Source organism: Microcoleus sp. POL10_C6 (assembly GCF_036701585.1).
Lineage (GTDB): Bacteria > Cyanobacteriota > Cyanobacteriia > Cyanobacteriales > Microcoleaceae > Microcoleus.
Window position 1 is genome coordinate 57661 of record NZ_JAUBRB010000030.1, and the last position, 16182, is coordinate 73842.

The following is a 16182-nucleotide window of genomic DNA, read 5'->3' on the forward strand; positions in this document are numbered from 1 at the left end:
GCCGAAATTTAAACAAGAAATCCACCTGCCTCCCCAGAACACCGCTGATGCAATTGCCAAAAGCCCTACGCCGGACTAAAATCGTCGCCACCATTGGCCCAGCAACTTCTGACCCACAAGTGCTGCGCCAGCTCATAGAAGCAGGTGCCACAACTTTGCGACTCAACTTTTCCCACGGAACAGAAGAAGACCACCAGCGCAGCATTCGCTTAATCCGGCAAACATCCTTTGAACTCAACCAGCCGGTTGCCATCCTCCAAGACCTCCAAGGCCCGAAAATTCGTTTAGGGCGCTTTGAGACAGGCTCTATAGTTGTCAAAAACGGCGATCCTTTCATTCTCACCAGTCGCCAAGTTCCAGGTACCGAGCTCATTTCTTCCGTCACCTACGACCCCCTAGCAGACGAAGTTCCAGAGGGCTCAGTGATTCTGCTTGACGACGGCAAAGTCGAAATGCTGGTCGAAAAAGTAGACCGCGCGGCGCGGGAATTGTACTGCCGCGTCGTAGTCGGCGGGCCGCTTTCCAACAACAAAGGCGTGAATTTTCCGGGAGTTTACCTGTCAATTAAAGCGCTGACTGATAAAGACCGCAAAGATTTAATGTTCGGCCTCGACCAAGGTGTCGATTGGGTGGCCCTGAGCTTTGTGCGGAATCCCCAAGATGTGCTCGAAATTAAAGAGCTCATTGCCAGTGCGGGCAAGCAGGTACCGGTGATTGCCAAGATCGAAAAGCACGAGGCGATCGAACAAATGGAGGAAATTCTCACCCTTTGCAACGGCGTGATGGTCGCCCGCGGCGATTTGGGCGTGGAACTACCCGCCGAAGACGTGCCGATTTTGCAAAAGCGCCTGATTGCTACCTCCAACCGCCTGGGCATTCCGGTAATTACCGCTACCCAGATGCTCGACAGCATGGTCAACAATCCCCGTCCCACCCGCGCCGAGATTTCCGACGTGGCCAACGCGATTCTTGACGGAACTGATGCAGTGATGCTATCTAATGAAACTGCTGTCGGCAAGTTCCCCGTCGAAGCGGTGGCGACGATGGCAAGAATTGCGGTGCGGATGGAGAAGGAAGGAATTAAGCGGAATATTAGGAATGTAGAAGATATTGGTCGATCGATCCCCAACGGTATCAGCCAAGCAGTCAGCCAAATCTCCGAACAGTTGAACGCCGCTGCCATCATGACGCTGACCAAAACCGGCGCCACAGCCCGAAATGTCTCGAAGTTCCGACCCAAAACTCCGATTTTGGCAGTTACTCCTCACGTAGACGTAGCCCGACAACTGCAATTAGTATGGGGAGTAAAACCCTTGCTGGTGTTGGATTTGCCCTCCACCGGCCAGACATTTCACTCTGCCATGACAGTCGCCCAGGAAAAAGAGTTAGTGTCCGACGGAGATTTAGTGGTGATGACCGCCGGTACTCTGCAAGGGGTTGCCGGATCGACGGATTTGATCAAAGTTGAAGTAGTGACAGCAGTTTTAGGCAAAGGCACCGGTGTCGGTTTGGGATCGGTGAGTGGCCTGGCCAGGGTTGCTCGCACTGCGGCCGATGTAGGCAATTTCCACCCTGGAGAAATTTTGGTAGTGGAACACACAAGCGTCGCTTTTGTGGAGATGATTCGGAAAGCCGCAGGTGTGGTGACGGAGGAGGACAGTTTGACTTCTCACGCGGCGATTATCGGTTTGCGCTTGGGCGTGCCGGTGATGGTGGGCGTCAAGAATGCCACGCGCGTAATTCGGGACGGAACTATGCTGACGCTGGATATGCAGCGGGGTTTGGTTTATTCCGGGGCCAGAGGCGGCTCAACTGACGCGGAAGTGACCGTTTAACTGTTGGTGAGCTAGGAGTTGTGGAGTTTTGAATTAAATTCTACAACTCCTTGCTTTTTTCGCTTAGGTTGTGCTATAATTCAAAATTGTCTGTGCCGATGTAGCTCAGGGGTAGAGTATTCGATTCGTAATCGAACGGTCGTGGGTTCAAATCCCACCATCGGCTTTGGGTTTGGGCGATTTTTGTCTATGACTTGTCTATGATTGAGCTCAAACTGTGATCAAAACGCAGTTTAACTGCTCAAAAATGCTCTCGGTTACTTTGCCGAGAGCATTTTTATTTGCCCTAAATCCTTGTGTGGTGGAGATTATGAATTTTTTCAATCATATCGTTTCCGGTTGCATCGGTATTGTTCAAATGTCCAAACAGTCAGTTGTCATATCAATTCCGGTTGTATCGGAATGATGAAACCGCTCTTGACACAGAGGATACAGAGAAAGGGAAGAGAGAGATGAATACAGGACGATGCCAACGGATTTGATATCATATCATTTCCGGTTGCATTGAAATAATAAAATCGAGTCAACAGTCAGCAGTCAACAATTCAGTTTTTCGACCCCTCCTTCAACAGTCAACAGTCAACTGTCAACAGTCAACAATCAACAATCAAGAGGAGTGCAACTGGAATTGATATGACATCGTATTACTTTGGAGGCCGGGGGATGCGAAAACTCAGGGGACTGAGGATTTGATTGAGAGTTCGCAGTTGCTCACCAGTACCCAAACAAATCAGCGTATCTCCTCCTTCGATCGCAGTTTCTCCGGTAGGCCCGACAATCAAAGTCCCGCCAGCGCGCCGCACTGCTAAAACCAAGGCCCCCGATTGCGATCGCAACTTGGCATTTCTCAAAGTTTCCCCAACGTAGACACAACTATTGGGATCGACCAAAAATTCTTCCATGTAAAAAGAACTCTCGGTGCCCGTCAAAACACCATCTAAAAAATCCATAACTTGAGGCCGCAAAGCTGCCGCCGCCATGCGTTTTCCCCCGGTAATGTAGGGGGATACAACGGCATCGGCGCCGCCCCGCTGCAACTTCTTTACCGCCTCTTCTGTGGTGGCGCGGGCGATCGCCCGTACCTTCGGATTCAGAGTTTTGGCTGACATGACAGTGTATAAATTCTCGGCATCCGAAGGCAAAGCTGCTACTATGCAAATTGCGCGATCGATCCCCACACTCAGTAAAATTTCGTCTAAAGTTGCGTCTCCTTGGACAGCCGTGTACCCCAGTGCCAAAGCTGACTCAACCGAATGTACTGCCGAATCTATCACCACAAAAGAGATGTTTTCGGCCTGAAATTCCAAGGCAATTTGGCGGCCAGTACGCCCAAAACCGCAGAGAATGTAATGCCCGATCAAAGAATCTACCAATCGTCGCTGCTGCCTAATTCTTGCTCCTTCTTGAAAATATCCTTCAATCAGCGCTTCTGTAAAGCGGTTGACGATGAAACCAATCACAATCACGCCCATCAAAATCAGGCATATGGTAAACATTCGCCCGCGTTGACCGAGGGGCTGAAGTTCACCGTAGCCTACAGTTGCTAGGGTAAAGACTGTCATGTAAGCGGCATCGAGCAAAGACCATTTTTCCACCTGCCAATACCAGAGAGTACCTATGCATAAAATGCCACCAAGGGCGATGACTCCGTTTCTTAAGTCTTTTTGCAGGCGCTGGTACTTTTGTTCTAGAGTTGAATACACCGATCGGGTTGACCTATTACCTATTAGCTGCTACCAATTTTAACGATATCAGCCCTAGACGCAGGGGCGGTCAAAAAGCCTGTTTTTTGCCAAATACTTTGCTGCCCAACTCAAGATTTTGAATCTTAACCCGGTTTTTTTTGCGTGAGTTCGGACTGAGTTCCAATCCCGTCGCAGAGGTGGCGATTGTTTTGATTTGCGATCGGATTTGTCTGCAAATAATTGCGGACTCCATGACAACCCTGCTGCAATAAATCGTCAAGATTAAAATTCCACAGCATTACCGTACCGTCAGCACTAGCACTAGCGATCGCTTTGCCGTCTGGACTAAAACTCGCACTCCAAACAGCATCCTTGTTACCTTTTAAAGTTTTGAGCAATGTACCGTCAATGTTCCACAGCCTCAGCATTTTGTCTGTGCTTGCAGATAGCAAAATTTGACTGTCGGGACTAAAGCTGATATTTGTCACTCCACTTGTATGCTTTAAAATACTTAGCGGTGTGCCGTCTTTGCTCCAAATTCTCGCAGTTCCCCCAGCACTTGCAGTCGCGAGCATTGCTCCGTCTGGACTGAAAGTTACACTCATAATTTTATCACTTTCCATCTGTAAAGTTCTGAGCAATTTGATATCGGTGCTGGCTGCGATTGACTGCTGTTTTTGCAATTTTTCCGTAACCTTTCTCAAACTCCAAAGTTTAACAGTGCCATCAGTACCAGCCGCAACAATTATCTGACCGTCTGGGCTAAAACTCAAGCTGGTTATCCAACCTCGCTCCACTTGAAAAGTTGACAATTCTTCACCGCTGATTTTCCAGAGTTTAACAGTGCCATCGGCACTGGCAGAAGCAATAATATTACCATCTGGACTCAAAGAGACGCTTGTTATTTGAGCGCTATGTCCTTTTAAATTGTGGATCAATTTGCCATTTTTTTGCCAAATTTTTACAGTTTGGTCGTCGCTTGCTGAGACAATAATCTGACTGCTAGGATTGAAGATGGCCCTGATAATTTTATCCGTATGCCCTGTTAATGTTGCTTGTAAACTTCCATTAGTTTGCCAAAGTTTGATATAATTGTCATCCGTAGCAGTCACAATCGTTTGACTGTCGGGACTGAAACTCGCGAAAGCAAGGGTACTGGCTTGAGTCTGCAAGCGGCGGCGTTCCCGAAAGTTGTAAACTGCCTGTTCGAGGGCGATCGCCACTCGCATCTGAATATCTGAACTCACTCCGAGCGATCGTTTCATTTCTGTAACAGCTCTGATGCTTTCTAGCAAAGCTTCTTCTTTTTTATCCGCAGCAAATAGCGTTTCAGATAGCAAAATGAGAGTGAGAATTTTGTTGTTTCTTTCTTCGATTGACGGTTTAACCCAAAAAGCTACTATCAGGATTGATATTAATATGGCTGCGGCTCCTGTAACTGTTTGCACTCTCAGTTGTTGCTCGCGCCAAAGTTTAGCGGCAATCGCTTTTTTCTGCTTTTGTGCTTCGCTTAGTTCCTCTAGTAACTTTTTTTCGCGGCGCAGTTGTTCAATTTCTGTTTGAGTTTGTTTTTCGCGATCGCGCAATTTGGCAAATTCCGCTTCTTGACTCGCACCTAAAAATTGATAATCTTGGGTGTTCAAGCTTTTATTTGCCGCCCACTGTCGCGCATCTTCCAGTGCTTGACCGCGCAACAAGCGAGATTCGTCTTGACAATTTGTAGCTATCCATGCTGTTAGGGATTCAGCATAGGGGCGCAAGTCGCCGAGCGCTTTTTCTACCCAGCTATGGCTGAATATAGCTGCGTAAATGCGGTTGGATACGGTTAATTTGCCGGCTCGTTTTACTACTAACCCACTCAGCCGCAATTCTGTTTGTTCGGGAGTATCATCCGCCCAGATTCCTCCTACCAGGGCGGGCACGGGGGCATCGCCCCTACAATCGGGGGGTTCTGAAAGTGGCAATATTTTTTGGTAGAGTCCTAATAACCTACTGGCGTGGTGCTGACTTCTGAGAAGGCGATCGCGAATTGTTTTGATGTGTACCGGTTCATCCGATGATTCCCAATTATCAATAATATTAGATTGCACTATCTCGCTAATTAATAAGTGATTTGTAGTATTTTTTTCAGTTTGGCTTTCATCCGTTGAATCTGATATAATAGAAGCGGGCGCTAAGCTTTTTAAATGGTGTAGAATCAGCTTGCAAAGCTTTTGAGTCAGAAATGGCTGTCCTCCAGTCCAGTCCAAAATCTCTTTTAAAACCTCTTGAGGATTGTCTACTTTTCCCTCAAACCCCTTTGCTAAAGGCAGAGCTTCCTGTAACTTAAAACCCTGCAATTCAATAGCTAAACCGATATTAAAGGGTGTGCGAGTTGCATCGCTAATTAAATCCGATGGCGTAGCTACTCCCAGCAAAGCAAATGTAATGCGCTGGTATTCTGAAGAGTGAGCGCGTTTATTGTAGCAACATCTAATTAATGCAAAAAAATCATCTAGCGGTTCTTGGAAACTCAGAACGCTATCAATTTCATCAATAAAAATGACCAGGTTTTGAGAAATTTTGACCAGCAGCAATTCTTCAATTAACTCTCCTAAACGCTGCACCGGCGGCATCAACTCTCTCTCCCGCCACCAAGCCATAAACTCGACGGGGTTAAACAGGTTGAAGCTGCACAAGAGTTTGTAAGCGACACCGCCGTACCACTTATCTAGAGAGACTTGCTGGTTGCCAATGTCCGAAAGGTCGATCGTAGCACAGGCAATGCCATCAGCCGAGAGTTTTTGTACAGTTCGCACCAGCAAACTGGATTTGCCCATTTGTCGGGAATTGAGCACGTAACAAAACTCTCCGGCTTTCAGGGCTTGATAAAGTTCTGAGTCAGCTTGTCGCACTACATAAGTAGGTGCATTTTGCGGGAGACTGCCGCCGATTTGATATTGGTAATCGACTGTCATTATCTAGCCTCTAGTTAGATTAGTTTTTCAGTTCTATAGTGCCTGTAGCACAAGCAATTTTACCATTTTGATTGGTGGGTTCTGGTGGTTTAATTGTACCAGGAGAATCAGCTTTGCACAATATAGATGTGGTCGTTATTGTATTTTTAGAAGAATTTGAGTCTACTTTTGTAGCAGGAATTACAAAGACACCACCGACATAGCTTTTAAGGTCTTTTTGCTTTGAGACTCCATAATTAAATGTTGCTGTTTTTGTGGTCAGTAGTGAATATTGGTAAGTTTTTGTCTCGGTTTTAATGCCAATTCCTAACGCTTTAACAGAAGTTCTAAAAAGACTTTTTTCGGCAAAATAGGCTTGCTGACATTGGTTTATTGAGCTAACAGACTCGTAGGCTTCCGATTCCTTTACGATCCTAACCCTAGTCAGAAATAATCGCACAGGGAACGAAACAATTACTCCAAGCCCGATTAAAACTAATAAGCGTCCCCAACCATCAAATGAAATGCTAGCTGATTTATAATTTTGTTGACTCATTGTTTTGTATTCTCTCTATTTGTTGTAAAGACTTTAGTCCGGTAAATCTCAATTGAATGCCGATTTGAGCTTGGTAATCGACTGTCATTATATTGCGTATAGTTAGATTATTTTGGCACTTGTCTTGTGCCTTGGCCACAAGCAATTTTACCATTCTCATAGGTGGGTTCCGCTGGTTTAATTGTACCGGGAGAATCAGCTTGGCAGAATATGGATATTGTTGTTATTATTTCATCTTTAGCAGCCTTGGGCTCAACTTCTTTAACAGGAACTAGAAAGACACCGCCGACATAACTCTTAAGTTGTGGTTGCTTGGAGACTCCATAATTAAAAGCAGTTTGCTTTGTGACGCGAACTGAATACTTGTAATTTGTTGTCTCCGTTTTTATCCCAAGTTCCAAAGCATTAACAGAACTCGAAAAAAGTCTTTTTTCGGCAAAATATGCTTGCTGAGCTTTGTTAATTGAGCTAACATACTGTTTTGCTTCCGCCTGCTTGCTTCTATTGGTTTTATTTAGATAAAATGGCACAGCTATCCCATTCATTACTCCAATACCAGTTATAAGTAATAAGCATCCGCAACCGCGAGAAGCTGCATTGCGAACTATTGATTCTTGATTTTTAGTCATGGTTTTGTCTCCTTAGATGGTATATACAATGCGAATTAAAGTCGGCGAGGCAGAACCTCTGGATCTGCGTTACCAGGAAGAGCCTGGTAACGAGGAAAACGAGGGAATACTAATCCTTAAGCTCGCAGCTTTTGTACTTCTTTCCTGTCAATGGATGTTGGCTGAACCACTTTGCTGCCGATCGCAAAATCGCGCAATTCCACTCTCGTAAACTTCACACCCCAAGGATCTGTCGTTGTATCCAACTCTTCCACTAAAGCATTATTAATCTCATGTCGAGCCGTGTAGAGTTCCTCAAGAGATAATTTAGCAAGGTGAGTGCGAATTGAAAGAATCAGCATATTTAACATCGCTTCCTTGAGATTCTGCACTTTGTAGGAAGCTTTTTCTAAGTCAATGATTCGCCAGTACACAATAAAATCAACATTGATGGCCACACGATCGCGCGTTGTGCATTCTTGCGGTGGCAAGTTTAAAATTTGCTCGCGCAGAGTTTGTTTATAGGCGACTGTTTCGACAAAGGGAATCAAAAATGTTATACCCGGTTCGAGCTTTTTTCGATCATACTTTCCGAAAATTTCAACTAATGCCTCATCTCCTTGACGGACAATTTTTACGCTGTTGGCTAAGGATACTCCGGTGATGGCAAACAATACCGTCAAAAAATACTGATACATAGTGAATCTCCTGGTAAATAGTTGACAGTTGACATTTGATAGTGATTTCTTAGTCTCTTAGAGGGACTTTGTTTGGCAAGAAGCGATTTCAATCGCCGAGTCATAAAAGAGCTAACTCAGATTTAGCTGTTGATATGAATTAATCTGTCAGGTACAACAATCAGCGTGTTTCCTTCGCGGCGCAAAACGTAAACTTTTTGTCTGGGTGCGATCGCCCCTTGGGAATCTTCGTTGCGAGCTTTCCAAGAAGCCCCTTCATAAATCACCATTCCGGTTTCTCCGGGGAAAATTTCGGAGATAGTTGTCGCTTCCGTTGCTTCGGGAATGACAAACTTTTTGCGAATAATAAAAATTGGTCTAATCCAGATGCTCAGCGCGAGGGCTATCCCCATCCAGTAGAAGATTTGCCAGTCAAAATCTTCATACATTATGTTCGCCCAACTAAACTGAAATGCTACAGATCCTCTCCACAAAATAAAGGCTTCAATTAAAGCCGAAGCTCCCATCATTAGCAGGTAAAATCTGTATTTTTGGGGCTGAGTTTTGATAATTAATAGCTCGATCGCACTAAGTACAACTCCGATCAGCAACCAGAATAGGGGCGGGGTGAAGGCGAAACCTGGTTGATTAGTGGCTGATGCCAGCGACCAAATTAGGATAGAATACACAATGCTTTTACCTCGTTTTGATGGGATTCAACCTTGTTATTTCTAATCTAATCAGGTGGCTATTTGAGTTGGCGACTGAGTTATTTGAAAAATCATCGACTTTTCATCGACTTTTCATCGACTTTAGGGGCGGTTGGCATTTATGATGGTTTCAGTGTTTTGATTGTGATAAGCAATGCCACGATCGCTAAGGGTGCGCGAAGAGTGCATTCGCGCAGTTAAATCCTGTCTCCTGAGAAATGGCTTTCCCAGTCAGAAAATTCTGGCTGAGGATTTAGGGATGGCCCAATCTACAGTCAGCCATTTTCTGAATGGCAAACCTGTGGATTATGCCAATTTCATCGAAATTTGTCGCGGATTGGGGCAGGAATGGCGCGATATAGCCGATTTTGAGGCGAATTCAGAGCCAGAGGAGGTACTGCTGGTGAGGGCCAAAGTGGCGATCGTCCGATCGACCTCACACAATACGCTTTCTCAGCAGTTACACCAAGCTTTGAGTGCGGGAGGCCACGAGGTCTTTTTTATTAACAACACCAGCGACTCAGGCTCATATTTAAAGCGTTGCGATTATTTGTTGTTGCTGATTTCCCAAGAATCGGCCGCGAGCGAAATGATATTGGAACAAGTGCAGCTAGCCAAAGAACTGCACAATTCAACTGCTCATAAACCCGCAATTTTACCGATTTTACTTGCATCAAATACACCGCTTTCTTTCGATTTATTGAGCTATTTAGCAGGAATTCAGCCCTGGCTGTGGCGCGGTGTTGGCGACTCATTTAAGTTATTATCACAAATTTTAACCATTATCAAAGAAGGTCGCACATCGTTAACTGCTGAGCATGAATTAGCTATAAAATGGAACGCAATTACTAGCACCAAACAGTCAATAATTCAACCCCTGCCAGCAGCGCCGCCAGAATTGCCGGGAGGACAAGTTGAAATAGCTTCTCGTTTTTATATCGATCGCCCTCCGATCGAATCCCGCTGTTACGAGACGATCGCCCAACCGGGAGCCCTCATCCGCATAAAAGCACCCAGACAAATGGGCAAAACTTCCTTGATGGCGAGGATTTTGCATCATGCAGAACAGCAAGGTTCTCGCACGGTAGCGCTGAGTTTTCAGCTAGCCAATCGGAAAATCTTCGCTAATTCAGATACATTTTTGCAGTGGTTTTGTGCTAGCATCGGTCAAGAGTTAGGAATGCTGGAGCAGTTGCCCAAGTGTTGGGAATTAGCCGCTTTGATTGGCAGCAATCAGTGCTGCAAGGCTTATTTTGAACAGTATTTGCTTTCAGAATCCTCAAAACCTCTGACGTTAGGCTTGGATGAGAGCGATCGCCTGTTTGAATCACCGGAAATTGCCGACGATTTTTTTGGGTTATTGCGAGCTTTACACGAAGAAGCAAAACGGCGAGATATTTGGAAAAGATTGCGTTTGATTGTGGTACATTCGACCGAAGTTTATATCCCGCTGGATGTGAATAAATCGCCGTTTAATGTGGGGCTGCCCATTGATTTGCCTGAGTTTAATTCGCAGCAAGTGCAAGACTTAGCAGCGCGACACGGAATCAATTGGAGTGATACAGAAGTGGCAGAAATGATGGCGCTAGTGGGAGGAAATCCCTATTTAGTGCGACTAGGAATGTATCATCTTTCGCGTCAAGATGTGACTTTAGATCGGTTAGTGAAAGAATCTGCAACTGAAGCGGGAATTTATAGCGATCATTTGCGGCGGCATTTATGGAATTTAGAGAAATATTCGGAATTAATGGAGGCGATGAGAGAGGTTGTGAGTGTTTCCCAGCCAGTTAGATTGAGGTCAGAATTGGGGTTTAAGTTAAATAGTATGGGGTTGGTGAAATTGGATGGAAATCATTGCATTCCCAGATGTCGGTTGTATCAGGAGTATTTTGGCGATCGCCTAGGTTGATAGTCATAGGTTGTACAGTTTTCAAGAACGGGCAAGATGCCCGTTCCACAAAAACTCCATTTTCTTGTGGAACGGGCATCTTGCCCGTTGCTAAACAGGTGATTGAGAATGATGCCTGATATAAGTTAATACCAATTGCCTAAACGTTGTTACCTTTACTCACAAGTTGAAAAGGGTATGAGGCGGTAGCGGTCAAATCTCTATCAATGGAAGGGTGTATGCGGCTGATGGATTCGGTATCGTGAAATTAAGTAGCCATTATCCTCAGCAATCTGCAACGGTTGGCTGTTTTGGCAGGCAGCACCACAATAATTAGAGTTAGCATAACTTGATTCCATGCAAAACACGATAGACATACTTCCTTCTTCAGACTCGCGGACTCTTTCCAAAAAGCAATCCGTACTCCCAAATTATGAAGCAGCCGATCGACAATTTGTCAATTTGCTAGAAGTCGAGGATTTAGACAAGACGGTGGCGACAAAACCGTTACTTGTCAGCGATTTTGAAAGCGCGATCGCCTATGCAATTCAAGCAGCTTACCAACAGGAACCGGGCGATGAGGCCGCTCACCGCTTCTTGCAGCGCGTACTTTACCGTATCAACCGCCTCAACTTGTTTTGGTACGATGATTTGCGCCGCTACAACAACGAGCGATCGCACTATTTGCGTTCCGTGCGCGATCGCATTGAGGAACCTTGGCAGCAGTGGGAAATCGCACAACTCGACATTGCAGCGCTGCAAAAATTGCCGGATGTCAAGCAAGCCCTGCGCGATCGCGCGGCCGCCGATGTCGATCCTCCGCTAACTGAGCTCGATCGCTATTTGCGCGAACACATGACTGAAGAGGGATACAAACACCTGCTGGCGATCGCCTCCTTCGACGGTTTAGTGGAAGCCAGCCGTGTTTCTCGCATCATCGGCGGTGCCGGCAACGAAATTCAGTGCACCCTTACGCGAGTGCTGATCGAAGAATACGGCGGCGGTCGTCTCCCCCGCAAGCATTCGACCTTTTTTGCCCAAATGCTGGCTGAATTCGGGATGAGTACGGAACCCGAAGCGTACTTCGATTTAGTGCCTTGGCAAGTGCTCGCAAGCATTAATCACAACTTTCTGCTGACGGAACGCAAGCGCCATTTTCTGCGCTACAACGGTGGACTCACTTATTTTGAGGTCGCGGGGCCCGTGGCTTACCGCAATTATCTAGCCGCCGCCCAGCGTCTGGGCCTGTCGCAGGCTGCGATGGGTTATTGGGAACTGCACATCAAAGAAGATGAGCGTCACGGCCGCTGGATGTTGGATGAAGTGGCGATCCCGCTGGTTGATAGATACCCACAGGAGGCTTGGGAACTGGTGTTGGGGTACGATCAGGAGAAGTCGATCGGCGATCGGGCTGGGGCTGCTGTGGTGCGATCGATCAAAGCCACAGAACGGAATTAACGGCTATTTAGGGTGCATAAGTCTTGGATGCACCCTAGATCTTGCACCTTTCTCAATAAGCCTTTGAGCAACAGGCAAGATGCCTGTTCCACAAAAAGTGTATTTCTTGTGGAACAGGCATCTTGTCTGTTGCTGACAATGGTGGAACACGCAAGATGCACCTGCCAGCGCTGTATTTCACAATGCTGTCATTAACTGAATGAGCTCGATCGACAAATCTCTTTGCGACTTTTGGTGCTTCTTAAACAAAACTCCAGCCAGCAGATAGATATTTTCCGTATAAAAAGCCATTCCCTGTTCTCTGAGAGTGGCGATCGCGCTTTTCACTTTGGGTTCCGAACTATAATAGCCAAAAGTTAAAGGTGCAATTTCAAAATTCGCAACCGAGTAGCCTCGATCCAAGGCATAATCGATCAAACCCACAGGATTAGAATAGCTAGAAACCATCAGCAAAACTTCATCGCTGCCCAAAGATAAAAGTTTCTTAGCAATTGTACAACCATCATTCCCGCCGTGCAACAGTGGCTGGTAGATTTTATCATCTACCGCAGGCAAGTAAGGGGGATTTGAGATGACACAATCCGCCGACTCGTATAAAGGCGAATCAAAAAAAGAGCAATTGTTGACGGTGTATTTTTCGCTGAGTTGATATTCTTTAATTTGAGACTGAGCAATTTTCCAAGCTACATTATTTAGCTCAAATCCCTGTATTGTCCCATCAAAATCACTTCTCAGCAAAGACTTAATAACTGGACTTCCCTCTCCTGAACCAAACTCTACGATAAGTCGAGAATTGTCACTAGCATTTAACACTAAACTTTCCAAGCAGTGCGCGTAAAAATCCGATTCTTCCGGGCAGTGGAATACCTGTTTGAGAGGATGGGATGAAGTGAGCATAAATTCTGTAACAAAGTTGACTATTTTAAAAGTATCGAATAAGTAATATCCCAGCCATCTGTCGCAAGAGCTATTTTATCAAACTCCTCTGCAATCTCTCTCTTCCTGTTTGATCTCGTGCGAGCAAATAACTATTACTGCCGACAGATTCTACAATTAACTAGATTAATCCGATTGACAGATTGCAATTATAGCGATTGCTGGTGAGATAGTACCTAAGCAAATAATTGTAAGTTTTAAAAGTGTCAGATATGAGCTTTTTTAATTATTCAGTTCCGCCTCTGCGCCGGAAACAGATTAACATTGAGGTTCAGGAGTTAGAAGGGCTTTGGCAGGTTCAGTTTCCCCTTGGCAAAGATCGATTTTATTCACAATTTTACACTTGTCTCGATCGAACTTGCTTGCTGTGGAGCTTGCTGTTAATAGCCATCTTCGGCACAGCACAATTTTTTTCGGTGAGTTGGATGCTGCAAGCTGGTTTGTGGTCAGCCCTCAGCCTCGTAGGTACAGCAGCAATGGTAAGCATGACATACTCTTGGGTCAAAATAGAACGCCTGATTTGGGTGCTTTACGGTTGGGTAATACTAATGTTATTAGGATTGTTGCTGACCGATTTAGCAATTTTTCTCAGTTGGGGAAAAGTGTTGGCGAATCTCTGTACCCTGTGGTTGGGCCTGAGCGGAATAGGGTATTTAGGGACTGGATTTGCAGTGCGATCGCGCGCGCTTTTAGCAGCAAGTTTATTTCACCTGTTGGGGATTTTAATTTTGCCTTACACTGGCGGTTGGTCTTTCCTCTTTACTGGAACCGTAATGGTATTTAGCTTGCTCGTTTTAGCCGAACTGCAATGGGATATGCGCCAGCCTATTAACAGGCTGCATTAACTTCTATACCACCGCGATTCTAACAACTATCAACGTAAAGCATTAACCACAAGTGATGAGTACATTGCTCATGAATGATGATATCATGCCCGCTAGAATAACGTCACTGCAATTGGTTGGTAGTAATAATTCTTCGTTCTCATCAAAATTTGAGGAATGAAGCCCTCACTACACAACGGATAGGGGTTATGTTAGCGGACACGATATTACTGATTGCTGATAACTAATTGCCACCAGACTGTACAGATTTGCGGGTTTGGTTAGTATCGTCGCCCTTGTGATGCCACGTGCCACCTTCGCCTTTAACATATTCAGATTTTACACTGTTCCAAGCAACGCTAGTAGCACCATCTGCGCTCATTCCATCTTCGCTAGCGCTCTTAAAAGCAGCCTGAAAAATTTGTTTAGCTCCTTGGGGGAGTTCTTGTGCTTCTGAAGGTAAGGTGTCAAATTGTTGTTCTGGCATAATGACCTCTAATTATTAAACATAAATTTAATCTTATATACGAGAAGCAACTACTTTCCTCTCTCTAAAAGCAAGTTTTAAACCGGATTTTTATCATTCCTAGGACAGATGTAATATTAAATTTATTCTGAGCGGCTAAGGCCATTGACTTGCCGTTGCAGGTTCAGCCGTATTTGGGTAATTTATTTTCTGAAACAGCCCTTAATCGGATTTGGGCTTTTTCACTTGCAAATTTATAAATAGAGATGAAAATTAGATAGCGAATTCTGGCAATAATTCGATACAGCCTAGTTGAGGTCTGCTTGTGAAATGTGTTAGGGAATAAGCGCTATCTGGCATAGTTTTGGCTTTACTATAGGAGAGTTTAGCCGATCGCACTCACAAGCAATTCTCACGAGTGCGCCACCCCTGCTTAATTTAATGTCGCATGGGCTAGACTCGGATAGCCCTCAGTTCGCCTTCCTGTTTAACGCAAGTCAAAGCCCAGTCAAAAGCCTTGCTGTTTCGGGGTTGTAGGTGTTCGGGCTACTCAGAGCGATCGGCGTTTTGAGATAATTTAGTTTCCTGAGAAAGTTTGAGCTGTATGCTACCAGGGGCAAAATTGTCAGCAGCAAGTTAAGAAAAAATAGCGATCAAAAAAATTTTAAACTAACTCATCTGGCGGAGTGCTAACCCAAAAGTGACGGTGACAAAATCCAGAATTTCTGCCTCAAAGCACCAGCAGCCGGGGAAAATTTATAGGAATATCAGCGCCCTTGTCTCAGAAAGCCGGTTGATGCGTATATGTCTCGTTACTCAACCCAAAATTTTTCAGATCAACCAGCTTTTTATCCCCCGTATACAAATTTTAATTTAGCTAGTCTGCCGCTCAATCAAATTTCATCCACCACCTGAAATAAAAAGCCATTTTGTCAAATATTCCTAAAGATGAATGGCGAAGTTGAAGCATACGTAATAGCTTATAAACTGTTAACGTAGCGGTGTAATTAATCAGGAAAAAATCATCGAGGCAACGGGACTAAATTTGCTCCCTTACCTTCATTATCCCGCAGCAAAGGTTATAAAATTTGCACGTTACGCTGTCAAGTTGACCCTGCTGTTTTGGCATCACAAGCGATCGCAGCACTCTATGCAAAAGCAAGCATTACCATGAAATCTTCTAAATTGTTGAAAGTTGTTTTAGCAAGCGCTTGTACTTTAGGTTTAGCAACGGTTTCCTTAGCACTGCCTGCTTCAGCCCAGTCGGGCGGTGCTGGCGGCGGCGGTGCTGGCGGCGGTGCTGGCGGCGGTGCCGGCACAGGCACAAGCGGTACAAGCGGTACAAGCGGTACCGGTACAACTGGCACGGGTATAAGCGGTACTGGCACAAGCGGTACAAGCGGTACTGGCACAAGTGGTACAAGCGGTACGACTGGCACGGATACAACCGGTACCAGCGGTACGAGTGGCATCGGTACAAGCGGTACAAGCGATACAACGGGTACGAGTGGCACCGGTACAAGCGGTACAACGGGTACGAGTGGCACCGGTACAAGCGGTACAACGGGTACGAGTGGCACCGGTACAAGCGGTACAACGGGTA

12 protein-coding genes, 1 tRNA gene and 1 pseudogene are annotated in these 16182 nt (G+C 45.5%); 6 read left to right on the forward strand and 8 right to left on the reverse strand.

The genetic code is table 11. The annotated features are described in order from the left end of the window. The first annotated feature begins 47 nt into the window (after positions 1-47). Both pyk and QUA34_RS17830 read left to right on the forward strand, forming a co-directional pair. The gene (gene pyk / locus QUA34_RS17825) at positions 48-1835 is read left to right on the forward strand and encodes a pyruvate kinase (RefSeq protein ID WP_333388731.1); all 1788 of its coding nucleotides are present in this window, start codon (positions 48-50) and stop codon (positions 1833-1835) included. 94 nt (positions 1836-1929) lie between these two features. Beyond that, a tRNA-Thr gene (locus QUA34_RS17830) sits at positions 1930-2001 on the forward strand. A 478-nt stretch (positions 2002-2479) separates the two neighbouring features. Here the strand turns inward: QUA34_RS17830 and QUA34_RS17835 are convergent. The 6 genes from QUA34_RS17835 to QUA34_RS17860 form a co-directional block, all read right to left on the reverse strand. Further along, entirely contained in the window at positions 2480-3538 is a 1059-nt protein-coding gene (locus tag QUA34_RS17835; RefSeq protein ID WP_333388733.1) for a potassium channel protein, read from the reverse strand. 125 nt (positions 3539-3663) lie between these two features. Next, positions 3664-6477 carry an LpqB family beta-propeller domain-containing protein gene (locus QUA34_RS17840; protein WP_333388736.1) on the reverse strand — a complete coding sequence of 938 codons (2814 nt, stop codon included), beginning with the start codon at positions 6475-6477 and terminating at the stop codon, positions 3664-3666. A gap of 19 nt (positions 6478-6496) precedes the next feature. Continuing rightward, positions 6497-7012, reverse strand: a complete 516-nt coding sequence (locus QUA34_RS17845) for a type IV pilin-like G/H family protein (protein ID WP_333321720.1) — start codon at positions 7010-7012, stop codon at positions 6497-6499. A 107-nt stretch (positions 7013-7119) separates the two neighbouring features. Next, positions 7120-7641 (reverse strand): type IV pilin-like G/H family protein, encoded by a 522-nt coding sequence (locus QUA34_RS17850; RefSeq protein ID WP_333388739.1) that lies wholly within the window; start codon positions 7639-7641, stop codon positions 7120-7122. A gap of 116 nt (positions 7642-7757) precedes the next feature. After that, complete coding sequence (locus tag QUA34_RS17855) at positions 7758-8318, reverse strand: SPFH domain-containing protein (protein WP_333388742.1); 561 nt, start codon at positions 8316-8318, stop codon at positions 7758-7760. 122 nt (positions 8319-8440) lie between these two features. Continuing rightward, positions 8441-8986 carry an NfeD family protein gene (locus QUA34_RS17860; RefSeq protein WP_333388745.1) on the reverse strand — a complete coding sequence of 182 codons (546 nt, stop codon included), beginning with the start codon at positions 8984-8986 and terminating at the stop codon, positions 8441-8443. Between the two features lie 175 nt (positions 8987-9161). Between QUA34_RS17860 and QUA34_RS17865 the strand changes: the two genes are divergently transcribed. Together QUA34_RS17865 and QUA34_RS17870 are read left to right on the forward strand one after the other, a co-directional pair. Next, entirely contained in the window at positions 9162-10916 is a 1755-nt protein-coding gene (locus QUA34_RS17865) for an AAA-like domain-containing protein (RefSeq protein ID WP_333388748.1), read from the forward strand. A 336-nt stretch (positions 10917-11252) separates the two neighbouring features. Next, complete coding sequence (locus QUA34_RS17870) at positions 11253-12353, forward strand: iron-containing redox enzyme family protein (RefSeq protein WP_333321733.1); 1101 nt, start codon at positions 11253-11255, stop codon at positions 12351-12353. 177 nt (positions 12354-12530) lie between these two features. Here the strand turns inward: QUA34_RS17870 and QUA34_RS17875 are convergent, their stop codons facing one another. After that, positions 12531-13250 (reverse strand): SAM-dependent methyltransferase, encoded by a 720-nt coding sequence (locus QUA34_RS17875; RefSeq protein ID WP_333321735.1) that lies wholly within the window; start codon positions 13248-13250, stop codon positions 12531-12533. 251 nt (positions 13251-13501) lie between these two features. Here QUA34_RS17875 and QUA34_RS17880 point away from each other — a divergent pair, with 251 nt between their 5' ends. Beyond that, positions 13502-14134 (forward strand): hypothetical protein, encoded by a 633-nt coding sequence (locus QUA34_RS17880; protein ID WP_333388752.1) that lies wholly within the window; start codon positions 13502-13504, stop codon positions 14132-14134. A 223-nt stretch (positions 14135-14357) separates the two neighbouring features. Here the strand turns inward: QUA34_RS17880 and QUA34_RS17885 are convergent, their stop codons facing one another. Beyond that, a complete protein-coding gene (locus QUA34_RS17885) occupies positions 14358-14600 on the reverse strand; it encodes a ChaB family protein (RefSeq protein WP_333258473.1) in 243 nt (80 codons plus the stop codon). 1149 nt (positions 14601-15749) lie between these two features. On the opposite strand from QUA34_RS17885, the pseudogene QUA34_RS17890 reads away from it, so the two are divergent. After that, positions 15750-16182 (forward strand): annotated as a pseudogene (locus QUA34_RS17890) (hypothetical protein); the annotation flags it as partial.